Source organism: Marinobacter sp. SS8-8, assembly GCF_030540945.1.
Taxonomy (GTDB): domain Bacteria; phylum Pseudomonadota; class Gammaproteobacteria; order Pseudomonadales; family Oleiphilaceae; genus Marinobacter.
The window spans coordinates 231503-256272 of the sequence record NZ_JASSVN010000001.1 but is presented as its reverse complement, the minus strand read 5'-3'; the positions used below and the strand labels follow the sequence as shown (position 1 = coordinate 256272).

Sequence of the window (24770 nt, the reverse complement as noted above, 5' to 3'; positions counted from 1 at the left end):
ACGGGAGACGGTCATGAGCGAAGGTGTTTGCAGTCGGGTTGCAGCCATTCAGATGGTCAGCAGCCATGATATCCGGGCCAACCTGGCCGAAGCGGAGCGATTGCTGGCGGAGGCCGCGGGACAGGGGGCCGGGGTAGCGGTGCTGCCGGAAAATTTTGCGGTCTTGGCAAGCAGCCAGATGGTTGATTGTGGCCGCAAGGAAGCCGGCCCCGACCCGGTGATACGGGCCTTTCTGGCGGAACAGGCCCGGAAGCTCGGGATCTGGATCGTCGGCGGCTCGATGCCGCTGGCGCAACGCCCGGATGGTTCAGATATCGAGGCCCGGGTCCGTGCAACCTGCCTGGTGTTTGATGACCAGGGAATAGAGGTTGCCCGTTATGACAAGATCCACCTGTTTGATGCCATGGTTGAAGACGCCCATGGCCAGTATCGTGAGTCCGACACCTTTGAGCCGGGGGAGCAGGTCGTTACCGTGGACACGCCGGCTGGGAAGCTGGGACTTGCCATCTGCTACGATCTGCGCTTCCCGGAGCTGTTCAGGGCGCTGAGAGAGCAGGAGGCCGACTGGGTATGCCTGCCTAGCGCCTTCACCTGGCAGACCGGCGATGCCCATTGGCACCCATTGATCCGGGCCCGGGCCATCGAAAACCAGGTCTGGGTGGTGGCCGCCGGGCAGGGTGGTCAGAACAGTGAACGGCGGCAGACCTACGGCCATAGCCTGATCTGCGATCCCTGGGGCAGGGTAGTGACTGAAATTGGCGAGGGTCCGGGTGTGGTCTCCGCGGAACTCGACCCAGAGCAGATTGCCAACCTCCGTACCCGAATGCCGGTCTGGGAGCACCGTCGGCTAAGCTGAAAATGGGGTCAGATGAAAAGTTCATCTGACCCCATTTTCATCTGACCCCGTTTTCACACAGCTTCAGCGTCGTCGATGCACTCCCGAAGATAACGGAACAGTTTCCGGGACTGGCCGGTGTTTTTCTGTTTTTCGACATCCTTGCGGGCGTTCCGGGCCAGATTGCGCAGGTGCTGCATGTCTGCCCCCGGGCAGTAGCTGAAGAATTCCCCCACCACCGAATCGCCCTCGGCAATCATCCGGTCGCGCCAGCGTTCGGCCAGGTGGTGTCTGCGGGTGTGTTCTTCACTACCGGCATCAAAGGCGTCGATGGCTTTTTTCAGGGCCTCGGGATCGTCTTCCTGGCGGATGATCTTGCCGATGTACTGGAGGTGCCGTCGCCTGGCCTCATTCTGGCGGATGCGCCGGGATTCCTCGATGGCAGCCCTCAGGCTATCACTGATCGGCAGGGTTTCCAGTTGATCCTTGCCCAGGTCGAGCATCCGCCTGCCCAGGTCCTGCAGTGCATGCATTTCCCGTTTGAGCTGGGACTTGCTGGGGCCGTCGTATTCCGGCGCGTCGTTGTCGGGGTTGTCGTGGTTGTCTTTCATAAATCCAGTAGCCGTAAAGTCGGGGTCAGATGAAAGCTTTCATCTGACCCCATGTTCGCCTATCAGGCGTAGAAAATGGTCGCCAGGCCAAGAAAGGCCATGAATCCAACCACATCCGTCACGGTTGTCAGTATCACGCTACCAGCCAGAGCCGGATCGATATTACGTGACTTGAGAAACAGCGGCAGCACCGTGCCCACCAGCGCCGCTGCAACAAGATTGATCACCAGGGCGGCCGCAATAATGGCTCCAATCAGCACCTCCTGGAACCAGAGCATGGCAGCACCGGCGACCACCGCCGCCCAGAGCAGCCCGTTAAGGATGCCGGAAAGAAACTCCCGGTTCAGCAGCCAACGAACGTTGGCGCCGCTGATTTGCCCGACGGCCATGCCCCGGATGACCAGAGTCAGGGTCTGGCTGCCGGCAATGCCGCCCATGCTGGCAACAATTGGCATCAGCACCGCAAGCGCCACTACTTTGGCGATGGTCGCCTCGAATATGCCGATCACTGCCGATGCCGTAAGCGCGGTAACCAGGTTAATCCCGAGCCAGATCGCCCGGCGGCGCGTGGTTTTCCAGACCGGAGCAAAGGTATCTTCATCTTCGTCCAGACCGGCCATGCTCATCAGCGAGTGATCCGCATCCTCGCGGATAACGTCAACCACGTCATCGATGGTGATCCGGCCCAGCAACCGGCCTTCGTCGTTCACCACCGGTGCCGAGATCAGATCGTAGCGCTCGAACAGTGTCGCGACCTTGGTGTCGGAGAGGCTAACGGGAATGGGCTCGATGTCGGTGTCCATGACTTCCCGTACGGTCGAGGCAGGGTTGGATACCAGCATCTTGGTGATCGGCAGCATACCGATGAATTCATCGCGCCGGCTGACCACAATCAGGCTGTCGGTCATGGGCGGCAAGGTACGGTGCCGGCGAAGGTAACGCAGTACAACGTCAATGCTGATGTCCGGGCGCACCGTGATGGTGTCCGTGTTCATCAGGCCGCCGGCGGTGTCCTCCGGGTAGGAAAGGACCTCTTCCACACGCTGGCGGTCCTGCTCGTCCATGGTGTCCAGAACCTCCTGGATCACCGTGTCCGGCAACTGCTGCAGCAAGTCGGCCAGGTCGTCCGACTCGAAATCCTCAATAATGTCCGCCAGTTCCTGGGCGTTCAGTTGGCTCAGGAAATATCCGCGAATATCATCGCTCAGGTACTGGAGGACTTCCCCTTCCAGTTGCTTGTCGACCAGATTCCATAACAGCGCCCGCTGCCGGGGCGGCGAAGATTCCAGCAGGTGAGCAATGTCGCTGGGGCTCAGGCCACCGTTCAGGATGCGTGCAACCTGCTTCAGCGCGCCACTGTCCAGGGCTTCGCTCAGGGAGCGAAGGCGCTGGCGGGCCTGGCTTTTTTCCAGAATATCGGTCATGAATCACCCGGCGTGAGAAAACGCCTGTATTATAGCGGAGTTAGGCGCTATCGGTGAGAAAGAGTTGTAGGAAATTAAATCGGGGTCAGATGAAAATGGGGTCAGATGAAAAGTTCATCTGACCCCATTTTTATTCGCCCTCGCCAAAATAATCGTTGATGAGCTCCACCAGTGCATCGATGGCCTGCTCCTCGTCCGGTCCGTCGGCAATGAGCTCCACATCCGTGCCTTTGCTGGCTGCCAGCATCATCACCTGCATGATGTTTTTGGCGTCTACATCCCGGCCCTTGCCAGCGATTCTCACGCTGCTGTCGAATTCGGAGGCTGTGGCAACCAGCTTGGCGGTGGCACGGGCGTGCAACCCCAGTTTGTTGATAATGGTAATCGGGCGGCGAATCATGGGCTGGTCAGATCTCTTCCCGTGTTTGCAAATGTGGCAGTTCGGTGTGCCGCACCTGGACATTGTTGTAGCGTTGCCGGAAGTGCTCTCCCAGTTGCTCGCACACATACACAGAGCGGTGCTGGCCTCCGGTACAGCCAATGGAAATGGTCATGTAGCTGCGGTTGCTGTCCGCGAAGGAAGGTAACCAGGTGCCCAGGAAAGTCTTGAGATCATCGATCATCTTCCGGCTTGCCGGTTCTTTCTCCAGGAACTCAATCACCGGCTGATCGGTGCCCACGTATTTCCTGAGACTGGTATCCCAGTAGGGGTTGGGCAGGCAACGAACATCGAAGACATAGTCGGAATCCAGCGGCACACCGTGCTTGAAGCCAAACGACTGGAACAGCAGGGCAAGTTCCTGGTCCTTCCTGCCGACCACCCGCTGCTTCACCATATCCCGGAGTTCGTACATGGACATACCGGTGGTGTTCACATACAGATCGGACAGCTTGGAAAGTGGTTCAAGAAGTTTTTTTTCGCTGGTGATGGCTTCCCGCAGAGAGGTCTTGTCGTCGCTCAACGGGTGCTTTCTGCGAGTCGCATGGAAACGCTGCAGCAGGGATTGTTCGTCGGCATCCAGGAAGATGATCTCTAGGGTCACCCCTGTTTCCTGGAGGCGGCGATAGATCTCTTCGAAGTTGGCCAGTTCTCCAGAGAGGTTGCGGGCGTCGATGCTCACGGCCATCTTGCCGAGCCGGCCCGGTGTTGTCTGGCTGGCGGCTTCCCGGGTAAGGGGGAAAAGCAGGCCGATCGGGAGGTTGTCGATGCAATAGAAGCCCAGATCTTCCAGCACATGAAGTGCGGTACTCTTGCCCGACCCTGACCTGCCGCTGACGATAATCAGTTTCATGACCACGTACCTCCACTGCAATGAATGTCATCCGCCCGAGGCGGTCATGCGCTCATACAGGGTGCTGGCGTCCTCGGATTGTCGCAGGCGATCACAGAACGACCGCTCGTTGAATTTTTCCGCCAGCTGGCTGAGCAGTTCCAGGTGTTCGCTGGTGGCCTCCTTGGGCACAATCAGAGCGAAGATCAGATCTACCGGCTGGTTGTCGATGGCGTCGAACTCGACACTTTCTTCCAGCGTCATCAGTACGCCCACCACGTGATCCAGGCCTTCCAGGCGGCAGTGCGGGATGGCAATTCCCTGGCCAATACCGGTGCTGCCCAGACGTTCCCGTGAGATCAGGTTATTGAATATCTGGGTTTCACTGAGGGTATTGTCCTGGTGATTTATCTGCTCGGCAATAAACTCCAGAGCCCGTTTCTTGCTGGATGCCGACACCCGACAGAGGGTGAGCTCCGGTGCAAGTATGTTGTCTATGGTCAGGGATGTGTCGCTCATGGATCGACTGCATTTCCGTTAAAAAAAGGCTGCGACACGTAAGCCATGTCGCAGCTCGATTGGATGACTTGCATGAAAACAGCCAGTTAGCGAGAGCCGTTTCCGTGCATCCGGTCTACATTCTTTTCCTTGTGTTTGAGGATCTGGCGGTCCAGTTTGTCGATCAGGGCATCGATGGCTGCGTACATATCCTCATTTTCTGCCTTTGCGTGAAGGTCACCACCAACCACGTGCAGCGTGGCTTCCGCTATCTGGCGTACTTTTTCCACTTCCAGGGTTACCTGGCAGTTGCTGATATGGTCAAAGTGACGCTCGAGTTTCTGGAACTTCTCTGAAACATAATCCTTCAGTGCGGGAGTCAGTTCTACGTGATGGCCTGAAATATTGAGTTGCATAGGCGTCTCCTGTTGTCATCGTTCCGGCTCCTGGGAGCCGGTCTGGGTGCTGGTGCATTGTGCGCCGGCGAATAGTGCGTTGCGCCCGGACCCCGGGTGTTCAGACCAGTCGTTTGCGTTCGTTCGAAGGCGGAATGTGCATGGCCTCCCGGTACTTGGCAACTGTGCGTCGCGCAACCTTGATTCCCTGTTCCCCTAGCATGGCTGCAATTTTACTGTCGCTCAACGGCTTTTTGGGCATTTCCGCGGCAATCAGCTTTTTGATCATCGCGCGGATTGCCGTGGAAGAACATTCACCGCCTTCGTCAGTGCTGACATGGCTGGAGAAGAAATATTTCAGCTCGAAAATTCCCCGGGGGGTGTGCATGTATTTCTGGGTGGTTACCCGGGAAATCGTGGACTCATGCATCTCAACCGCCTGGGCGATATCAGAAAGGATCAGCGGTTTCATGGCTTCTTCACCCTGGTCCAGGAATCCTTGCTGGTGCTCGACAATGCGGGTCGCTACTTTCAGCAGGGTTTCATTACGGCTCTGCAGGCTCTTGATAAACCATTTCGCCTCCTGCAGCTGATCCCGCAGGTAAGTGTTGTCGGCACTGCTGTCCGCACGCCTTATAAGAGAAGCATAGCTGGCATTGACGCGGATGCGCGGGGCAATTTCCGGGTTCAGTTCAACGCGCCAGCGGCTGTTGTGCTTGCGAACAATCACATCCGGAATCACATAGTCAGGTTCGGCGCGGTCAATCACGTCACCGGGACGGGGATTGAGGCCGGTAATCAGGGCCAGTACATCCCGCAGTTGGTCTTCTTTCAGGCGGCTTCGGCGCAACAGTTGGGCGTAGTCGCGGTTGCCGAGCAGATTGATGTAATGGGTGATGACCAGGCGAGCCTGGGCCAGCCAGGGCGTCTCCGGCGGCAACTGGTTGAGCTGGATCAGCAGGCATTCCTGCAGGTCCCGGGCGAACACGCCAGGAGGGTCAAAATGCTGCAGCCGGTGCAGGACTGCCTCGACTTCATCCAGCTCAAGGGGGTCTTCTTCGTTTTCATCCAGCAACCCGGAATGAATCTCTTCCAGGGAACTGGTCAGGTAACCGCGCTCATCCACTGCATCCATCAAGGCGTGTGCAATGGCCTGGTCCCGTTCGCTCATCGGGGTCAGGTTCAGTTGCCATTCCAGGTGATCCTGAAGCGTGTCAGTGGGGGAGTTGCGGGTCTCGAAATCGTGATCGTTTTCGTCATCGTTCCGGGCGGCAGGTGCCGGTGCGGACTGGTAGATATCGTCCCAGGCGGTGTCGACCGGAAGATCGTCCGGAATGTTATCCGGGATTTCGTTTTCCGAGGACCAGTCCGGACCGTTTTCGCTTTCATCCCAGTCGGGTGAAGGCTCGGGAGCCGTTTCAGCGGCAGACTCGGTGGCATTGGCCTCCCGTTCGTCATTGCCGGTGTCGGTTTCCGGCTGATCCTCATTCTCGGACGTTTCCAGCATGGGGTTGGATTCCAGGGCCTGCTGGATTTCCTGCTGAAGGTCGAGAGTCGAAAGCTGTAGAAGCCGGATCGCCTGTTGCAGTTGGGGCGTCATGGTCAGGCTTTGACCCAGCTTTAACTGTAAGGAGGCTTTCATCACCATGGTTCAGGATCCGTCACTCATCAGCTCCCGGTGTCGTGGGTAGTGAAAAAAATCTTTATATGTCGGTTACTTGCCTTGGCTCTTTATTACCCTAGCAAGTTCTTTGCCGAGTTTACTTGCTACCGATCATCAAAACAATCCGGGGGTCAGATGAAATTGGGGTCAGATGAAAAGTTCATCTGACCCCAATTTCATCTGACCCCAATTTCACAGCCGGAACTCATCGCCCAGGTACACTTCCTTTACCTGCTGGTTGGCCAGAATGGATTCGGCATTACCGGAGGCGATGATGTGGCCACCGGAAACGATGTAGGCATTCTCGCAGATGTCCAGGGTCTCCCGTACGTTGTGGTCGGTAATCAGTACACCGATGCCCTTGTCCCGGAGATGCCGGATGATGTGTTTGATATCACTCACGGAAATGGGGTCGACACCGGCGAACGGCTCATCTAGGAGGATAAAGGCCGGCTCCATCGCCAGGGCCCTGGCAATTTCCACACGCCGGCGTTCGCCGCCGGACAGGGCCATGCCCATGCTGTCACGAATGTGGGTAATGTGGAATTCTTCGAGCAATTCTTCCTGCTTTTTTTCCCGCTCGGCCTTGCTCAGACCCTTGCGGGTTTCCAGAATGGCCATGATGTTGTCGCGCACCGACAGTTTGCGGAATACCGAGGCTTCCTGGGGCAGGTAGCCGATGCCCTGGCGCGCCCGGCCGTGCATGGGCAGATGAGTGATGTCGCGGCTGTCGATGGTGATCCGGCCGTGGTCGGCCGGAACCAGCCCCACGATCATGTAAAAGCAGGTGGTTTTACCGGCGCCATTGGGGCCCAGCAGACCCACAATTTCCCCGCTGCGGATTTCCAGGGAAACGTCGATCACCACTTTTTTCTGTTTATAACTCTTTGCCAGATTACTGGCCCTCAGAACTGCCATCGGATTCCTGTCTATCAGTGCGTCTGTCAGTGCTGCGTGGCTGAATCACCATTTCTACCCGGCCGGACCCTTCGCCGCTATCGGCGCCGCCTTGGGCCGTGACGACCCGGCGGGCGGTATCATAATGGATGATGTCGCCACGGAACAGGTTGCCATTCTGTTCGATGACCGCTTGCCGTTCAAAGATCAGACGCTGGTCAGCGGCCGACCAGGTGATATTCAGCGCCCTGGCGTCGGTTTCACCTCCGCCTTCACGGCTTGGCTGGCGGTAACGGGCCGGATTTCCGAAGGCTTCAATCCGGTTCAGCCCGTTTTCGTCGCGGTACAGAACCACACGCTTCGCACTCAGATGGGTCTCGCCCTGTTCCAGCTCTACATCGCCGGTGTAGGTGGCGATACCCTGGTTGTCGTCGAGGCGGGCGTTGTCTGCGGTTACTTTGATGGGGATGTCAGAATCAAGCTCGAAAGCGGCTGCCGGCCCGGTCAAGGTGATGGCCAGCAGGGCAGCCATCAGGCCCCGGTTTCGGTTAGTTTCCGGTTTCATAGAGTCCTTCCACCTGGGAGTTCAGTTCCAGAATCCGCTCGTCGATCCACGCTTTCATGCCTGTGGCACGGGTGGTTCCTGTCACGTCGCGTATTTCTACGGGTGCATCTGTGTATGCCAGGCCCCGGTCGTTGTCCAGGGTCAGGGTTGGCGTTGTCAGGGTGGTGTCCCGACCGTCCACATTCCGGAGTATCCGGACATTGCCAGTCAGGTAAAGCAGGTTTTCATTTTGCAGGAGACTGCCATTTTCGGCCTCCACAATCCAGGGCAGGGTGTCGGCGCCGTCCGTGACGCTGTAGAGCTCGGCCCTGGGCGATTCCATGGTGGCCAGGTTACCCTCCTCGAACTGCTCGATCCGCGGGCTGGTAAAACTGACCTTGGGGTTGCCGGCTTCATCGAACGAGGTGTACTTGCCATTGACCACGAATCCGTCGGGTTCGGTATCGCCTCTCAGATCGGCGGCCTGCCTGTCGATAACCGGGGGCTCATCACTTCGCCACAGCAAAAACACCGCCGCAACAATGGTACCCGCCAGTGCCAGTGTTTGCAGTCGGGGCCGGTCCGGCAGCCAGTTCACCTGCCAGCCTCCTGATCAGGCTCCAGGTAGGGCGCCAGCGCTGCGTCCAGCTTTCCGTGGGCGCTAAGCAGCAGATCGCAAGCCTCCCTCACGGCGCCGTCTCCTCCCCCCGCCCGGGTGCAGTAATCCGCATGCTGGCGAACCAGCCAGTAGCCGTTGGGTACGGTGATTCCCAGGCCCGCAAACCTCAGGGCTGGCAGGTCTGGCAGATCGTCGCCCATGTAGGCGATAGCTTCGGGGCGGATGTTCATGGTACTCACCAGTTCCTGCAGGGCTGCTTTCTTGTCCTCTCGTCCCTGCACCAGGTGCGGGATACCGAGGTCCCGCATGCGTTTTTCTGTCAGTGGTGACTTACGCCCGGTGATGACAGCGACAGTTATACCCGCAGCTATCAACTGTTTCAGGCCCAGGCCGTCGAGAATGTTGAACGCCTTGAGCTCATCGCCGGTGGCGCTGAAGTAGAGCTTGCCATCGCTCATGATGCCATCGACATCCAGGGCAATCAGTCGGATTAACGCCGCTTTCGCCAGCAGGGACTCGGGCCATTGGTTCTGCATGTCAGATAACCCCGGCCCGCAGCAAATCGTGCATGTTAATGGCGCCGGTCAGGGCACCGTTCTCATCGGTAACCGGCAGGGCGTTGATCTTCATTTCTTCCATCACGTTCAATGCCTCTGCCGCGAGATGATCGGCCTGGATGGTTTTTCCATGCCGGGTCATTACTTCATGAATGGGCGTATTGTGGATGTCTACTGAGCGGTCCAGGGTCCGGCGAAGGTCGCCGTCCGTAAATATTCCTGTGAGCGCACCCTGGTCATCAACGACCGTGGTCATGCCAAGGCCCTTGCGGGAGATTTCCAGCAGCGCACCGCTGAGGGGCGTGCTCTCGCTGACCACCGGAATACGATCACCGGTATGCATGATGTCAGAGACCCGCAGCAATAGCCGCCGCCCCAGGCTTCCGCCCGGATGGGAAAAGGCAAAATCTTCGGCGCTGAAACCTCTGGCCTCAAGCAGGGCGACCGCCAGAGCATCACCCATCACCAGGGTTGCGGTGGTGGACGACGTTGGTGCCAGGCCCAGGGGGCAGGCTTCTACCTGTACGCTGACATCCAGATTGGCTATGGCTTCCCGTGCCAGGGTGGAATTCGCATTGCCGGTCATACTGATCAACGGGGCGCCCATCCGTTTGATCAGTGGCAGAATGGTGACCACCTCGCTGGTGTTGCCACTGTTGGAAATGGCGATAACCACGTCTTGAGAGGTAATCATACCCATGTCGCCGTGGCTTGCCTCGCCCGGATGAACGAAGAACGAGGGCGTGCCGGTGCTGGCCAGGGTTGCGGCGATCTTGTTCCCGATGTGGCCGGACTTGCCCATGCCGGTAACCACCACGCGGCCCGTGCACTTCATAATAACTTCACAGGCCCGGGTAAAATGATCGTCGATACGGCTCTCAAGAGCGTTGATGGCGTCTCGCTCGATGCGGATGGCACGCAGGGCGGGCGTTCGGAAATCGGTCGGAGTCTGTTCGTTCATCGGGCTTGGGGCCTGGCTGTTAAGACATTGGAAATGGTCGGAGGAGTATATCATTTTCGCCCGGCAACGAGGCCCGGTTACCGAAAGTTCAGTCAAACTGATCATTGCTATCAGTACATTTTGGGTTCTTTGGATTGAGCTTGGGCGTTCCTTGGCATAATGTAGCCCTCTTTGAAAGGTAGGGACTATGGATTCATCGGCTTACATATCGCTTGAGGATGTTGTGTTTTCCCGCTCCGGGCGCCGGATTTTCGACGGTGTCAGCCTGGAAATTCCCCGAGGCAAAATTACCGCCATCATGGGCCCCAGCGGAACCGGTAAAACCACACTCCTGCGCCTGATCGGCGGTCAACTCCGGCCCGATTCCGGCCGTGTGGTGGTAGATGGCCACGAGGTGCCCAAGCTCAGACGCAAGGCCCTCTACGCATTCCGGGAAAAAATGGGGATGTTGTTCCAAAGTGGTGCCCTGTTCACCGATCTGAGCGTATTCGAGAACGTTGCCTTCCCCCTGCGCGTGCACACCCGTCTTCCGGAAGACATGATCCGGGATATTGTGCTGATGAAGCTGGAAGCGGTCGGGCTGCGTGGTGCCAGGCATCTGATGCCCTCGGAACTGTCCGGAGGCATGACCCGACGGGTCGCCCTGGCGAGAAGCATTGCCCTGGATCCGGAACTGATCCTGTACGACGAGCCTTTTGCCGGCCAGGACCCTATCGCCATGGGCGTTCTGGTCAAACTGATCCGGGACCTGAACAGTTCCATGGGGCTGACCAGTGTGCTGGTTTCCCACGATGTGCCGGAATCCCTGAGCATCTGCCATTACGCCTGCATCATCGCTGATGGCAGGGTTATCGGCGAAGGCTCGCCGGAGCAGCTTCGCGAACACCCCTCCGGACAGGTCCAGCAGTTTCTTCAGGGGCAGCCAGACGGGCCGGTGCCTTTCCATTATCCGGCAGAAGGTGCCGCCAGGGATTTCGGGCTTTCCGGGGGTGTGTCTTGATCGAAAGAATTGCCGCATTCGGGCGCCTTGGCCTGGATGGTGTCTCGTCGTTTGGTCGTTCAGGCCGCTTCCTCGCGGGTGTGTTGGGCGGCGTGCCAAGGCCGGCAACCGGTTTTCCGCTGTTGATGAAACAGCTGTACGCAGTGGGTGTGCTGTCGCTGCCGATTATTGTGGTCTCCGGTCTTTTCATCGGTATGGTGCTGGCGCTGCAGGGTTACACCATCCTCAGTGATTACGGCTCCGAAGCCGCCATCGGCCAGATGATTGCCCTGACCCTGGTGCGTGAACTGGGCCCCGTGGTGACTGCGCTGCTGTTCGCGGGCCGCGCCGGCTCCGCCCTGACAGCGGAAATCGGCTTGATGAAGGCCACCGAACAGCTGTCCAGTATGGAAATGATGGGGGTCGACCCGCTGCGCCGCGTGGTGGCGCCCCGGTTGTGGGCCGGCTTTATTGCCATGCCGGTGCTTGCCGCCATTTTCTCCGTTATCGGTATCTGGGGCGGCATGCTGGTGGGTGTAGACTGGCTGGGCGTGTTTGAGGGCTCATTCTGGGGCAATATGCAGTCGTCGGTGGATTTCGTTGACGACGTACTCAATGGCATGGTCAAAAGTGTCGTATTCGGCTTTGTCTGCACCTGGATCGCTGTTTACCAGGGCTACGACTGTGTGCCGACATCGGCAGGCATCAGCTCCGCGACCACCAAGACTGTGGTGTACTCGTCCCTGGCGGTGCTGGGGCTGGATTTTGTACTGACCGCTGTCATGTTTGGCGATTTCTGAACCATCGATTAACGAGACATTACCGGAGCCGGAAATGGCACAAAGAACGACTGAAATCCTTGTGGGCCTGTTCATGATCGCAGGCATTGCAGCCCTGCTGGTTCTGGCGCTGCAGGTGAGCGGCCTGTCGCCGAAATCGGCCGAGAGCACCTACACCATTTACGCCAATTTCAACGATACCGGTGGGCTCACGCCCCGTGGCCGGGTCTCGATGGCGGGGGTGACTGTTGGTACTATCGAATCCATCACCCTGAACAAGGAGACCTTTCAGGCGAGAGTCAGGATGTCGATTTCCTCTGACGTCGATAATATTCCGGCTGACAGTTCCGCAGTTATACGTACATCCGGCCTGCTCGGTGAGCAGTACATTGATATATCCATCGGCGCCGAGGTGGAGTCGCTGAAAGAGGGCGATACTTTCTATTCCACCCAGTCGGCCATGAATCTTGAGCGACTGATCAGTAACTTTGCGTCTGGCCGGGCCGGCAACTAATTAACAGGAGACCCTGATGTCCGCACTGAAACACCACATTCTCGTTGGCTTCGTAATGGCGCTGTTCCTGATGGCGCGTGTTCAGGCCGGAGAGGCTGAGGATCTCCGTGACTATGTGGATGAAAACACTCAGCGGCTGGTCGAAAAGCTCAATAGCGAGCGGGGGCTCTATCAGAGGGATCCCGAGGCCTTCTATGAAAGCATGGATCAGGCGCTGACTGATTTTGTGGACTTCCGTCGTATCGCTGCCCGGGTCATGGGGCGGTATGCCCGCCAGACCACGCCCGAACAGCGGGACAAGTTTGTGGTTGCGTTCAAGCGCAGCCTGTTCGACAGCTACGCCCAGGCGCTGGTGAACGCCCAGGACTTCCAGATCGAGGTAAAGGGGGCTACCATCAACCCGCAGAGCAACGACCGGGCGTCGGTCCAGATGGAAGTGATCAGTGCGTCCGGTAACCGGTACCCGGTAACCTATTCCATGTACAAGACCGGTAATGGCCGCTGGTTGATGGAGAACGTCATTGTTGAAGGCGTAAACATCGGGCTGGCCTTCCGGGATCGGTTCAGCCAGGAAATGGAAGAGAACCGGGGCCAGATTCAGGCAGTGATTGATGGCTGGAGTGACGCTGCCAAGTCCCTGGACCTGGAGCAGAAAGTGGACAAATCATGAGCTCCGGGGAGCCGCGGGTTCAGTTGGCGGACGGCATTCTGATCGTGACAGGTAAAGTGAACGCGGATACCGTGGTGGCCCTGAGAAAACAGGGTGAAAAGCTGATCAGTACCGCGTCCGGAAATCTGATTGTCGATCTGGACGGCCTGGTCACCGCCCACAGTGTTGTCTTGTCCATGTTGCTCTGCTGGCAGCGACTGGCGCGTCAAGGGGGCATTTCCCTGTCATTCCGGGGTGTCAGTGGCCGTTTGGCCTCACTGGCCGCCCTGAGCAACCTGGAAGACCAGCTTGCCGGCTTCGGCCCCGAATCCGTGCATCCCGCCCACTGACCACCCCTCCGGTGCCGATCCCTTTGGTTACAGGACAGTAAAGCTGACCCGGGCTTCGGAATTGGTTACAATCCCGCCGCTGATTTCAAAACCCCCGAGGATTTTCTATGGATGCCACCGAAGTGACCGAGCTGGTCAAGGAAGCACTGCCCGGCTGTGACGTTCAGGTGCAGGTTGACGGTACCCATTATATGGTCGTCGTGGTGGGTGACGTATTCGAAGGCCTGCCGACCATCAAGCGCCAGCAGTTGATCAACAAGGCGCTGTTCCAGCAGATCATGGATGGCGCAATTCACGCACTCCATCCGAAAGCCTTTACTCCGGCTGAATGGGCTGAGCGCCAGGGCTGAAGCGCCCGCACAAGACAGGAACTTTATCGTGGACAAACTTCTGATCAGGGGCCGCAAGCCCCTGGATGGTGAAATCCGGATTTCCGGTGCCAAGAATGCAGCACTGCCAATTCTGGCAGCCACCCTGCTGGCGGATGAGCCGGTGACCGTCGGCAACCTGCCACACCTGCACGACGTGACCACCATGATCGAGCTGCTGGGCCGCATGGGCGTTGAAGTGATCATTGATGAGAAGATGAGCGTGGAAATCCATGCCAACACCATCAAGCACTTTCACGCGCCCTACGAACTGGTGAAAACCATGCGGGCGTCCATTCTGGTGCTCGGCCCGCTGGTGGCCCATTTTGGCGAAGCGGAAGTGTCCCTGCCGGGTGGCTGCGCCATTGGTAGCCGCCCGGTAAACCTGCACATCCACGGCCTGGAAATGATGGGCGCGGATATCAGGGTCGATAATGGTTACATCAAGGCCAAAACCAATGGCCGCCTCAGGGGCGCCCACATCTTCCTCGACACGGTTACGGTAACCGGCACAGAAAACCTGATGATGGCTGCTGCGCTGGCAGAGGGTAAAACCATCCTGGAGAACGCCGCCCGTGAACCGGAAGTGGTGGACCTGGCCGAGTGCCTGATCGCCATGGGCGCGGATATCAGGGGCCACGGCACCGCAACCATCGAAATCAACGGCGTCGAGCGCCTGCACGGCTGCCGTTACAACGTGCTGCCAGACCGTGTCGAAACCGGTACCTACCTGGTTGCCGCAGCAGCCACCGGTGGCCGGGTAAAGCTCAAGGATACCCGCGAAGAACTGCTCGAAGCGGTTCTGCTCAAGCTTGAGGAGGCCGGTGCCCATATCAGCACCGGTCCGGACTGGATTGGGCTGGACATGAAAGGCAATCGTCCGAAAGCGGTAAGTCTGCGCACGGCGCCTTATCCGGCGTTCCCGACGGACATGCAGGCCCAGTTCGCCGCCATGAACGCCGTTGCCGAGGGCACGGGCACCATCGTGGAAACCGTGTTCGAGAACCGTTTCATGCATTTGCAGGAACTGATCCGCATGGGCGCGGATATCGCCCTTGAAGGCAACGCCGCCATCATCAAGGGCGTAGACCACCTGACCGGTGCGCCTGTTATGGCCACGGACCTCAGGGCATCCGCGAGCCTGGTCATCGCTGGCCTGATGGCCGACGGCGATACCATCGTAGACCGTATTTACCATATTGATCGCGGGTACGAGTGCATCGAAGAGAAACTGCAGTTGCTGGGTGCCACCATCCGCCGCCTGCCAGCGTGAGAGACATCAACGGGAAACTGGAAGAATCCATGACAGATTCCATCACAATCGCCTTGTCGAAGGGACGAATCCTGGAAGAAACCCTGCCGCTGCTCGCGGAAGCCGGCATTGAGCTGGTCGACGACATCAGGAAATCCCGCAAACTGGTGTTTCCGACGACTGATCCCAGCGTGCGGGTGCTGATCATCCGCGCTACCGACGTGCCAACCTATGTGCAGTACGGCGGTGCGGATCTGGGTGTGACGGGCAAGGATGTTCTCATGGAGCACGGTGGGGAAGGGCTCTACGAGCCCCTGGACCTGAACATTTCCCGTTGCCGCCTGATGACGGCCGGTCCGAAGGGTCAGACTCCGCCGCCGGGTCGTATCAAGGTGGCTACGAAGTTTGTAAACCTGGCTCGCCGGTATTATTCGGCACAGGGGCGCCAGGCCGACATCATCAAGCTCTACGGTGCGATGGAACTGGCGCCGATTCTGGGGCTGGCTGATGAAATCGTCGACATTGTTGATACGGGGAATACGTTGAAGGCAAACGGCCTTGAGGCCCGTGAGTTAATCGAGCATATCAGCAGCCGGTTGGTGGTGAATCGTGCGTCCATGAAGATGAAGCATGAGCGTATCAATCCCATCATCGAAAAGATGTCGGCTGCGGTTGAAAAACGCCGGGCTCCTGAGTAGAGGCCGTCCTGGAAAGCCCTGTGGAGGTAGGGGTCAGAAGAAAGCCTTCTTCTCACCCCGGAAATTTGGCCGCAGTAACAAGACTAAAGCAATGTTCTCCTGCAGCAGGAACGATGAAATGACCGACGCAACCATCAAACGACTGAGCGCCTCTGAAAGTGACTTCAACAGCTCGCTGGCCAGACTTCTGGCCTGGGACGACAGCGTTGATCATCAGGTGAACGAGTCGGTGCGTCACATCCTGCATGAGGTTAAAACCCGCGGTGATCAGGCCGTTTTGGAATTCACGGAGAAATTTGACCGTTTGAAGGTTGGCAGCGTCTCCAATCTGGAAATGGACCAAAGCCGTTTGCAGCAAGCGTTGGAAACCATTCCCCGGGATCAACGCGTGGCTCTTGAGAAAGCGGCCGAGCGGATTCGGGATTACCACGAGCGGCAGAGCCAGAAATCCTGGCAGTATGAGGACGAAGACGGCACCGTGCTTGGCCAGAAAGTGACGCCGCTGGATCGGGCAGGGTTGTATGTGCCCGGCGGTAAGGCGGCTTATCCGTCATCTGTGCTGATGAATGCAATTCCGGCAAAAGTGGCAGGTGTGAGCGAAGTGATCATGGTTGTTCCAGCGCCCGAGGGTGTAGTGAACGACCTGGTCCTGGCGTCTGCTGCCATTGCCGGTGTCGACCGTGTCTTCACCGTAGGCGGTGCCCAGGCAGTGGGTGCCCTGGCCTATGGCACGGAAACCATTCCGGCCGTCGATAAAATCGTGGGCCCCGGCAACATTTTCGTTGCCACTGCCAAGCGGGAAGTCTTTGGAGTCGTTGGCATCGACATGATTGCGGGTCCCTCGGAAATCCTGGTGATCTGTGACGGCAAAACCAATCCGGACTGGATCGCCATGGACCTGTTTTCACAGGCCGAACACGACGAGCAGGCCCAGTCCATCCTGGTCAGCCCGGACGCAGAGTTCCTGGATGCCGTCGAGGCCAGCATCAACAAACTGCTGCCCACCATGGAGCGAGCCGATATCATCCGCACCTCCATGACCGACCGCGCCGCGCTGATCCAGGTCGCCGATCTGAAAGAAGCCGCTGTTGTCTCCAACCGCATCGCGCCAGAACACTTGGAACTGTCGGTGGAAGACCCCGAGGCCATGCTCGAACACATCCGCCACGCCGGCGCTATCTTCATGGGCCGTTACACCGCTGAAGCCCTCGGAGACTACTGCGCTGGCCCGAACCATGTACTGCCCACCAGCGGCACTGCACGGTTTTCCTCGCCGCTGGGCGTCTACGACTTCCAGAAGCGGTCCTCCATCATTGGTTTCAGTGCCGAAGGTGCCGACCGAATGGGGCGTGTGGCGTCAGTGCTGGCCCGGGGTGAAGGGTTAACCGCCCATGCCCGGTCCGCGGAGTATCGAATCAAAGAGTAATGTGATCGGACCGGGGAGGGGTCAGAAGAACGCTTTCTTCTGACCCCATGTTCACGAAGTTTGCAGACAGGTGGGCGGAGCCTCGCCTACCTGCCGTCTACTCGGAGCCAAAAATGAGCAAATTCTGGAGCCCCCTGGTAAACGACCTGGTCCCGTATGTCCCGGGCGAACAGCCAAAAATGGCCAATCTGGTGAAGCTGAACACCAACGAAAATCCCTTCGGCCCCTCACCAAAAGTCATCGAAGCCATCCAGGCTGAACTGAACGACAACCTCCGCCTCTACCCGGACCCGGAAGGTGAAAGCCTGCGCCAGACGATTGCCGCCTACCACGGCATCAGGCCCGGGCAGGTATTCCTGGGCAACGGCTCCGACGAAGTCCTGGCCCACATTTTCTACGGCCTGTTCCAGCACGGCGACCCCATCCTGTTCCCGGACGTTACCTACAGTTTCTATCCGGTATACTGCGGGCTCTACGATATCCCGAGCAAGACGGTTCCGCTCACCGGCACCTTTGAAATCAATCCGGAAGACTACAAACAGCCCAATGGTGGCGTCATCTTCCCGAATCCGAACGCCCCGACTGGCCGTTACCTCGGATTGCAGCGTGTCGAAGAAATCCTGTGCGCCAATCCCGACCGGGTAGTGGTCGTGGATGAGGCCTACATTGATTTCGGCGGCCAAACCGCGATCAATCTGGTTGACCAGTACCCGAACCTGTTGGTCTCCCAAACCCTCTCCAAGGCCCGCTCTCTCGCCGGCCTGAGGGTTGGTTTTGCGGTAGGGCACCCGGACCTGATTGAAGCCCTCAATCGCGTAAAAAACAGCTTCAACAGCTATCCGCTGGACCGTCTGGCCCTGGCGGGTGCCCAAGCGGCCTACGAAGATGAGGCCTGGTTCCGGAAGTGCTGTGATGGCGTGATCAGCGAACGGGAGCGGGTAACAGAGGCCCTTGAGGGTCTTGGTTTTCAGGTCTTGCCTTCAAAGGCAAACTTCATCTTCGCCCGCCATAAAGGGCGGTCGGGCGAAGCTTTGGCCAAAGGCCTGAGAGAGCAGGGCATTATTGTCCGGCATTTTAATAAGGCCCGTATCAGCGACTTTTTGCGCATCACCATTGGCACGCCAACTCAGAATGATTCATTGATTGCAGGCCTCAAATCCCTCTAACCTGCCTTACTCGTCGAACTACTCAGATAGAGTCTCTAAAGGAACCTTTATGGCAAATCGAATCGAAATCCTGAAGAGAATTGAGCAATGGCTTCAGCCCGGTGACTTTCAGGACTACTGTCCGAATGGACTACAGGTTGAAGGAAAGCCCGAAATCAACACCGTTGTATCCGGTGTAACCGCCTCAAAAGCCCTGATCGAAGCCGCGATTACCGCAAACGCCGATATGATCCTGGTCCACCACGGCTATTTCTGGAAAGGCGAAGACCAGCGTATCCAGGGGATGAAACGCGAACGCCTGAAACAGCTTCTCGATAACGACATCAATCTCGTCGCCTACCATCTGCCGTTGGACGATCATCCCGAATACGGCAACAACCGCCAGTTGGCGGATGTCCTGGGCATCAAAAATCCCCGCCCGCTGGGTAGCCTGGTCTGGGAAGGCGAGCTTGAAGAGGTCATGTCGCCAGAACAATTCGGCTTGCACCTCGCCAGGCATCTCCACCGTGAACCCTTGCGGGTAGGCGAGGGGCCCGGCTTAATCAAGCGGGTAGGGTGGTGCACCGGTGCCGCACAAGGGTTTATTGACATTGCCCTCGAAGCCGGCCTGGACGCCTACATCAGCGGCGAGATATCCGAGCCGACGACGCACGCCGCCAGAGAATGCGGTATCCACTATTACGCAGCCGGTCATCACGCAACCGAACGCTATGGAGTGCAGGCTCTGGGGAGGGCGTTGGCTGAGGAGTTCGGGGTGAGCCACAAGTTCATTGATTGTGACAACCCGGTATAGCGGCGAATTTGGGGTCAGATGAACTTTTCATCTGACCCCAAATTTCACAGCCCCGCTCCTGCACCGAAACATACAATCCTGCTGTTTCAGTGTCACGCCTGCTGAGCTTTATCACCGCTCTTGAGGCCAAAGTCCTCGGCCAGCGTCCCGGAATCTTTCGGGTCCGACTTGGGAGCATAATCCCGAGGCGGCTCGGCGGCGTCCTCGCGAACCTCCTCCAGACGCTTCCTGGAAGTCTCCTGCGCCAGTTCCTCCAGCCACTCCTCGTCATTGCATAGCCGATTGGCACCGCGGGCCATATGCTGGTTCACATCCCGGTAGGCATCATTGAAGCGGCGCAGCAAGTGGGCCGACTCCATGAAATGCTCATTCACCTGAGCCTGGTAGCGTGTGTACTCGCTTTTCAGTTCCTCGATCTGCTGTTCCGCCCGGCGCTGGCGAAGTGTCGTTCCCTGCCCGGAACGGCCAACAAATACCCCGATGACAATGCCAACAACCAATGCGGCAATCGCTGCCAGAATCAGGTTTGTCATATGCTGTGTCGTCCTTTTACCTAAAAGTGAGCCAAGCCCTGTAGCACGAGTATAGCGTCCCGGGCGCCATCATCCCATGATTGTGGCCTGCGCCAATCGTCGTATTGCTCCTGTGGTGCCCAACGTGGCGAAAAATCGCCAAATGCGAGACAATACAGCGCCCAAATTTACGATCAACTTCCGGGAATACCTTGATGGCAGCCGTAATGTCCCCCGAAACCAGTGCGCCCAAGACCCCCTGGCAACGTTACCAGAAGGATCTTGAACGCCCGGATTTCCAGAAGGACCCCGCCCAGGAAGATGCCGTCAAGCGCCTGCAGTCACTGTACGACAAACTGATTGAAGCGGAAAGTGATCGTAACAAGGCAATGACCAAACTGCGCCGCAAACTGAAAAAAGGCCAGGAAGAGCCGGTCAAAGGCCTGTATTTCTGGGGAGGGGTAGGCCGCGGTAAAACTTACCTGATGGACACCTTTTACGAATCCCTGCCTTTTGATCGCAAGATGCGGGTTCACTTCCACCGCTTCATGCAGCGTGTCCACAACGAACTCAAATCCCTCAAGGGCGAGAAGAACCCCCTGGAGCTGGTTTCCAGGAAGTTCGCCGATGAAACCCGGGTTATCTGCTTCGACGAATTCTTTGTCTCCGATATCGGCGACGCCATGATCCTCGCCACCCTGATGGACAGCCTGTTCAGCCGGGGTGTTACCCTGGTGTGCACCTCCAATATCGTACCGGACGGTCTCTACAAGGATGGCCTCCAGAGGGCCCGGTTCCTGCCTGCCATCGATCTGGTCAAAAAGCACACGGATGTGGTCAACGTCGATGGCGGTGTGGATTACCGGTTGCGAACCCTCGAGCAGGTCGAACTGTTCCATTCGCCGCTGGATGAGGAGGCAGACGTCAGCCTCCGGAAAAGCTTTGATGGACTGGCGGTTGAAGCCGGGAAACACAGTAAGACCATGGAAATCAACGGCCGCAAAATCCCGGCCCGGGCTCACGCGGACGACGTGGTCTGGTTCGATTTCAAAGCCGTCTGCGACGGCCCCCGCAGCCAGAATGATTACATCGAAATGGCCCGGCAGTTCCACGCCATTATCGTTAGCAATGTGCCGGTACTGGGCAAAGACAAAGACGACCAGGCCCGCCGGTTCATCAACATGATTGATGAATTTTACGACCGCAACGTCAAGGTGATCATCTCCGCCGCCGCCCCCATCACCGAACTCTACACCGGCGGCCGCCTGAGCTTTGAATTCGAACGCACCGAATCCCGCCTGCTGGAAATGCAGTCCCGTGAATACCTCGAAGCACCCCACAAACCATGAAATCGGGGTCAGATGAAAATGGGGTCAGATGAAAAGTTCATCTGACCCCATTTTCATCTGACCCCACTTTTAGGAGAGATTGGATATGAGCAGTGACAACGTAGTCATCGTAAGTGGCGCCCGCACCCCCATGGGCGGTTTCCAGGGCAGTCTGGCCGACGTCAGCGCCACTGACCTGGGGGCCATCACCATCGCCGAGGCGGTGAAGCGTGCCGGATTGCAGCCTGCCGATGTGCAGGAGGTGATCATGGGTAACGTCCTGCCCGCGGGCCTGAAGCAGGGGCCGGCCCGCCAGGCCATGCGTAAGGCGGGTCTTCCGGATAACACCGGTGCCACCACCATCAACAAACTCTGCGGCTCCGGAATGAAAGCCGCCATGTTCGCTCACGACCTGATCAGGGCCGGCAGCAACGACATCATGGTGGCCGGTGGCATGGAAAGCATGTCCAATGCCCCCTACATCCTGCAGGGTGTCCGCAGCGGTTATCGCATGGGTTCGGGCCAGGCGCCGCAGGATCACATGTTCCTGGATGGTCTGGAAGATGCCGAAACCGGTCGGCTGATGGGCGCCTTTGCCCAGGAAATGGCGGACAAGAAAGGCTACACCCGGGAAGAAATGGACAAGTACGCCATTACCTCCCTCATGCGCGCCAAGAAAGCCATCGAAGAGGGCCTGCTGAAGGAGGAAATCGTCCCGGTTACCGTAAAAACCCGCAAAGGTGACCTGGTGGTCGAAGACGATGAACAACCTCACAACGCCAACATCGAAAAGATTCCGAGCCTGCGACCGGCGTTCGCCAAAGATGGCACGGTAACCGCCGCCAACGCCTCCTCCATCTCAGACGGTGCCTCCGCGCTGGTGCTGATGCGTGAATCCGAAGCCGAAAAACGCGGCCTCAAACCCCTGGCCCGCATCGTTGGCCACAGCACCCAGTCCCAGCATCCCTCCGAGTTCACCTGCGCCCCGGTTGGCGCCATCGAAACCCTGCTTGGCAAAACCGGCTGGAGCAAGGACGACGTCGACCTGTTCGAAATCAACGAAGCCTTCGCCATGGTCGCCATGATGCCCATTCGCGAACTCGGCCTCGATCCCGAGAAAGTCAACATCCACGGCGGCGCCTGTGCCCAGGGCCACCCTGTCGGCTCCACCGGCTCCCGCCTGCTGGTGACCCTCATGTACGCCCTCCAGCGTTACGGTAAAAAGAAAGGCATCGCGGCGCTCTGCATCGGTGGTGGTGAAGCCACGGCGATGGCTATCGAGATGCTCTAAGTCGTTAGCCTGGATAACCCTTTGCTGTGGTTGTTCGGCAAGGGGCTGTTGCCTTTCTGAAACGCGCCGTGAATACGTCCTTGTAGGCTTGGCGGCAGCATCCCTGCTGCCGACAGTTTCAGAAAGGCAACAGCCCCTTACTCCAAAGTCTGAGAAGGCTTTTCGAAGTTTTGGTAGTGAGATTGGGTTTGGTTTTTCGAATCTGATGACGGTTGAGTCGCGGATTACATCTCAACTATGGGCGGCAGTGCTTTCACCCCAGTCAAAAACAGCAAGAAAGCGCAAAAACAACCGCCAAAGCCAAAGTGGTTGCAACCAAAATTGTTGTCTATAGTGATTTTGTGCGACGAAACCCGGCGGTAAGCGAAGTGTGAGAGTAAAATCATACTTTTGACTGATCAAAGCGCCCGAAGGCGTTAGCTATAGTGCCAACATCACGAGCACTGTGCATGAAGCCTCCAATACATCGTGAATACCAATAATCAGAGCAGCGACTCAGAACAACAATGGAGTAGCCTTCCAATGACAAGAAAAATACATCAACGGCAGCGTTGGACCAAATTACCGCTGGCCGTGGCGGTGGCAGCCGGTATGTCCGGTCAGGCAGCCGCCTATTCCTTTTACATGGGAGATGTAGAAGCCCAGTTCAACACCACGCTGTCTGCGGGTGCCGGTTGGCGAGTCGAGGATCGCGACAAACGCCTTATCGCCCAGGGTAACCTTGGCCCCGAGTACGCGCCGGGCGGCCCCCTGGAAAATATCGGTGCCTCCACCAACAACTACGACGACGGCAACCTGAACTTCGACAAAGGCGATACCTACTCCAAAATCGTCAAGGGTAACAGTGAACTGTATTTGAACTACGACCTGGACAACCCGTTTCTGACAAGGGTTGGTGGTCTTTTGCGTGGCCGCTACTGGTATGATTTTGAACTGAAGGACGAAAGTCGTGCTGTTGATTATGTTGGCCAGCGCCGCGAGCTGAATCGATACGCCAAGGACTATGCCTCCGGTGGCGAGATTCTGGATGCCTATGTGTTCACGGACTGGTACTTTGGTCAGGTTCCTGTCAGCCTGCGTTATGGTAAGCAGGTTCTCAGCTGGGGTGAAAGTACCTTTATTCAGGGTGGCATCAACATTATCAACCCTATAGATGTCCCGGCTTTCCGGGCTCCGGGCTCCGAGATAAAAGACGCACTTCTGCCGGTCGAAATGTTCTATATGTCTGCAGGCGTGACTGAGAGCCTTACCGTGGAAGCCTTTGTACAGAATGGTTGGGAGCCGGTCCGCCCGGATAACTGCGGAACCTTCTTCTCAACCAACGATTTCGCGGCCGAGGACTGTGGCCCGGTTCTGCTTGCCGGTCAGTTGCCTGATTCACAGGCGCTCGCACAGGGCCTGGTTGCAGACCGTGTTGGAGACAGGCAGGCGGATACCAAGGATCAGTTTGGCGTTGCCATGCGCTGGTTTTTACCGCAACTGAATGAGTCAGAGCTTGGCTTCTACTATATTAAGTACAACAGCCGCCTGCCGTATGTCAGCGGTATCGTCCGTGATCCGAACAATGGCCAGAACCTGCCGCTATATTTCATTGAGTACCCGGAAAACATCAACCTTTACGGAGTGAGCATCAACACGATCACTCCGGGCGGATGGTCTCTGGGGGCTGAGTACTCCTACCGCGACAAGCTGCCGCTGCAGTGGAACGCCTTTGAACTGCTCTTTGGCGGCAACGAGGTTGTAAACCCGGAAACCGGATTGCCGGCAAGCCAGCTCCAGGTGATGCGCGAGGCGCAGGCCGGCGGACAATCCCTTAACGGTGAGGCCGTTCAAGGGTATGATGAATACGGTGTGTCCCAGGCACAGTTCACGCTGATCAAATTTATTGAGACGGTGATGGGGGCGGATCGTCTCACCATAGTTACCGAGTTTGGCGCGACATACGTACACGACCTGCCCGATTACGACACCGCCCGTTATGGCAGGTCAGGCACATTTGGCATAGGTCAGCTCCCGGGCGGGGCGTGTGAGGGTTCTGGCCAGACAGGCCAGGCACTTAACATCAACACCAACTACTGCAACAATGAAGGCTTCACGACCGATTTCTCCTGGGGCTACCGCGCCCGGTTTGTGTGGAGCTATCTCGACGCATTTGCCGGCATAAACCTGTTGCCGCAACTGGCCTGGAGTCACGATGTTAAAGGGTATAGCCCGCAGCCTGGCGGAGCATTCAACGAGGGCAGCAAGGCAATTGGCCTGTCCGTGGAGGCGGTTTATCAGAACGTTATCAGTGCCGATATCGGTTACACGAACTACTTCGACGGAAGGCCGTATAATGAGTTGACTGACCGCGATTACGTAACTGCCAGCATTTCATACTCATTCTGACC

At 57.7% G+C, this 24770-nt stretch carries 28 protein-coding genes; 15 read left to right on the top strand and 13 right to left on the bottom strand.

All coding sequences use genetic code 11. From position 1 onward, the window contains the following. Positions 1-13 precede the first annotated feature (13 nt). Positions 14-856 (top strand): carbon-nitrogen hydrolase family protein, encoded by an 843-nt coding sequence (locus QPL96_RS01105; RefSeq protein WP_303285008.1) that lies wholly within the window; start codon positions 14-16, stop codon positions 854-856. 53 nt (positions 857-909) lie between these two features. On the opposite strand, the gene yjgA is transcribed toward QPL96_RS01105, so the two are convergent. The 12 genes from yjgA to QPL96_RS01045 form a co-directional block, all read right to left on the bottom strand. Then, positions 910-1446: a ribosome biogenesis factor YjgA gene (yjgA, locus tag QPL96_RS01100; RefSeq protein ID WP_303285007.1), complete on the bottom strand. Its 537-nt coding sequence runs from the start codon at positions 1444-1446 to the stop codon at positions 910-912. 62 nt (positions 1447-1508) lie between these two features. Next, the gene (mgtE, locus tag QPL96_RS01095) at positions 1509-2870 is read right to left on the bottom strand and encodes a magnesium transporter (protein WP_303285006.1); all 1362 of its coding nucleotides are present in this window, start codon (positions 2868-2870) and stop codon (positions 1509-1511) included. Between the two features lie 130 nt (positions 2871-3000). Then, complete coding sequence (locus QPL96_RS01090; protein WP_303285005.1) at positions 3001-3270, bottom strand: HPr family phosphocarrier protein; 270 nt, start codon at positions 3268-3270, stop codon at positions 3001-3003. 7 nt (positions 3271-3277) lie between these two features. Then, a complete protein-coding gene (gene rapZ / locus QPL96_RS01085; RefSeq protein ID WP_303285004.1) occupies positions 3278-4162 on the bottom strand; it encodes an RNase adapter RapZ in 885 nt (294 codons plus the stop codon). 27 nt (positions 4163-4189) lie between these two features. Continuing rightward, complete coding sequence (gene ptsN / locus QPL96_RS01080) at positions 4190-4660, bottom strand: PTS IIA-like nitrogen regulatory protein PtsN (RefSeq protein WP_303285002.1); 471 nt, start codon at positions 4658-4660, stop codon at positions 4190-4192. A gap of 86 nt (positions 4661-4746) precedes the next feature. Beyond that, positions 4747-5055, bottom strand: coding sequence for a ribosome hibernation promoting factor (hpf, locus tag QPL96_RS01075; RefSeq protein ID WP_303285000.1), 309 nt, complete (start codon positions 5053-5055; stop codon positions 4747-4749). Between the two features lie 100 nt (positions 5056-5155). After that, positions 5156-6682, bottom strand: coding sequence for an RNA polymerase factor sigma-54 (locus QPL96_RS01070; protein ID WP_303284999.1), 1527 nt, complete (start codon positions 6680-6682; stop codon positions 5156-5158). Between the two features lie 207 nt (positions 6683-6889). After that, positions 6890-7615, bottom strand: a complete 726-nt coding sequence (lptB, locus tag QPL96_RS01065) for an LPS export ABC transporter ATP-binding protein (RefSeq protein WP_303284998.1) — start codon at positions 7613-7615, stop codon at positions 6890-6892. Continuing rightward, complete coding sequence (gene lptA / locus QPL96_RS01060; protein WP_303284997.1) at positions 7593-8159, bottom strand: lipopolysaccharide transport periplasmic protein LptA; 567 nt, start codon at positions 8157-8159, stop codon at positions 7593-7595. Before lptA ends, lptB begins: the two co-directional genes overlap by 23 nt. Continuing rightward, positions 8143-8736: an LPS export ABC transporter periplasmic protein LptC gene (gene lptC, locus QPL96_RS01055; protein ID WP_303284996.1), complete on the bottom strand. Its 594-nt coding sequence runs from the start codon at positions 8734-8736 to the stop codon at positions 8143-8145. The genes lptA and lptC overlap by 17 nt, the downstream gene beginning before the upstream one ends. Continuing rightward, a complete protein-coding gene (locus QPL96_RS01050) occupies positions 8733-9293 on the bottom strand; it encodes an HAD family hydrolase (RefSeq protein WP_303284995.1) in 561 nt (186 codons plus the stop codon). Before QPL96_RS01050 ends, lptC begins: the two co-directional genes overlap by 4 nt. Position 9294: 1 nt before the next feature. Next, positions 9295-10275, bottom strand: coding sequence for a KpsF/GutQ family sugar-phosphate isomerase (locus QPL96_RS01045; RefSeq protein ID WP_303284994.1), 981 nt, complete (start codon positions 10273-10275; stop codon positions 9295-9297). 187 nt (positions 10276-10462) lie between these two features. Here QPL96_RS01045 and QPL96_RS01040 point away from each other — a divergent pair, with 187 nt between their 5' ends. The 11 genes from QPL96_RS01040 (at position 10463) to QPL96_RS00990 (ending at position 19249) form a co-directional block, all read left to right on the top strand. Next, entirely contained in the window at positions 10463-11275 is an 813-nt protein-coding gene (locus QPL96_RS01040) for an ABC transporter ATP-binding protein (RefSeq protein WP_303284992.1), read from the top strand. After that, entirely contained in the window at positions 11272-12054 is a 783-nt protein-coding gene (mlaE, locus tag QPL96_RS01035; protein WP_303284990.1) for a lipid asymmetry maintenance ABC transporter permease subunit MlaE, read from the top strand. Before QPL96_RS01040 ends, mlaE begins: the two co-directional genes overlap by 4 nt. A gap of 34 nt (positions 12055-12088) precedes the next feature. Next, positions 12089-12547, top strand: coding sequence for an outer membrane lipid asymmetry maintenance protein MlaD (gene mlaD / locus QPL96_RS01030; RefSeq protein ID WP_303284989.1), 459 nt, complete (start codon positions 12089-12091; stop codon positions 12545-12547). A 16-nt stretch (positions 12548-12563) separates the two neighbouring features. Beyond that, positions 12564-13217, top strand: coding sequence for a phospholipid-binding protein MlaC (locus tag QPL96_RS01025; protein ID WP_303284988.1), 654 nt, complete (start codon positions 12564-12566; stop codon positions 13215-13217). Then, complete coding sequence (locus tag QPL96_RS01020) at positions 13214-13546, top strand: lipid asymmetry maintenance protein MlaB (protein WP_303284986.1); 333 nt, start codon at positions 13214-13216, stop codon at positions 13544-13546. Before QPL96_RS01025 ends, QPL96_RS01020 begins: the two co-directional genes overlap by 4 nt. 107 nt (positions 13547-13653) lie before the next feature. Then, a complete protein-coding gene (locus QPL96_RS01015; protein WP_303284985.1) occupies positions 13654-13896 on the top strand; it encodes a BolA family protein in 243 nt (80 codons plus the stop codon). A gap of 28 nt (positions 13897-13924) precedes the next feature. Beyond that, positions 13925-15187 (top strand): UDP-N-acetylglucosamine 1-carboxyvinyltransferase, encoded by a 1263-nt coding sequence (murA, locus tag QPL96_RS01010; protein ID WP_303284984.1) that lies wholly within the window; start codon positions 13925-13927, stop codon positions 15185-15187. 29 nt (positions 15188-15216) lie between these two features. Then, the gene (gene hisG / locus QPL96_RS01005) at positions 15217-15864 is read left to right on the top strand and encodes an ATP phosphoribosyltransferase (protein ID WP_303284983.1); all 648 of its coding nucleotides are present in this window, start codon (positions 15217-15219) and stop codon (positions 15862-15864) included. Positions 15865-15982: 118 nt separating this feature from the next. Further along, entirely contained in the window at positions 15983-17290 is a 1308-nt protein-coding gene (gene hisD, locus QPL96_RS01000) for a histidinol dehydrogenase (RefSeq protein WP_303284981.1), read from the top strand. A 113-nt stretch (positions 17291-17403) separates the two neighbouring features. Beyond that, positions 17404-18456 (top strand): histidinol-phosphate transaminase, encoded by a 1053-nt coding sequence (gene hisC / locus QPL96_RS00995; protein WP_303284979.1) that lies wholly within the window; start codon positions 17404-17406, stop codon positions 18454-18456. Positions 18457-18505: 49 nt separating this feature from the next. Further along, positions 18506-19249: a Nif3-like dinuclear metal center hexameric protein gene (locus tag QPL96_RS00990; RefSeq protein WP_303284978.1), complete on the top strand. Its 744-nt coding sequence runs from the start codon at positions 18506-18508 to the stop codon at positions 19247-19249. A 92-nt stretch (positions 19250-19341) separates the two neighbouring features. Here QPL96_RS00990 and QPL96_RS00985 read toward each other — a convergent pair whose 3' ends face one another. After that, positions 19342-19782 (bottom strand): YhcB family protein, encoded by a 441-nt coding sequence (locus QPL96_RS00985; RefSeq protein WP_303284977.1) that lies wholly within the window; start codon positions 19780-19782, stop codon positions 19342-19344. Positions 19783-19976: 194 nt separating this feature from the next. Between QPL96_RS00985 and zapE the strand changes: the two genes are divergently transcribed. From zapE to QPL96_RS00970, 3 genes are all read left to right on the top strand, one after another. Further along, positions 19977-21110: a cell division protein ZapE gene (gene zapE / locus QPL96_RS00980; protein ID WP_303284976.1), complete on the top strand. Its 1134-nt coding sequence runs from the start codon at positions 19977-19979 to the stop codon at positions 21108-21110. A gap of 85 nt (positions 21111-21195) precedes the next feature. Beyond that, complete coding sequence (locus tag QPL96_RS00975; RefSeq protein ID WP_303284975.1) at positions 21196-22380, top strand: thiolase family protein; 1185 nt, start codon at positions 21196-21198, stop codon at positions 22378-22380. Between the two features lie 522 nt (positions 22381-22902). Next, entirely contained in the window at positions 22903-24768 is a 1866-nt protein-coding gene (locus QPL96_RS00970) for a DUF1302 domain-containing protein (RefSeq protein WP_303284974.1), read from the top strand. Positions 24769-24770 lie beyond the last annotated feature (2 nt).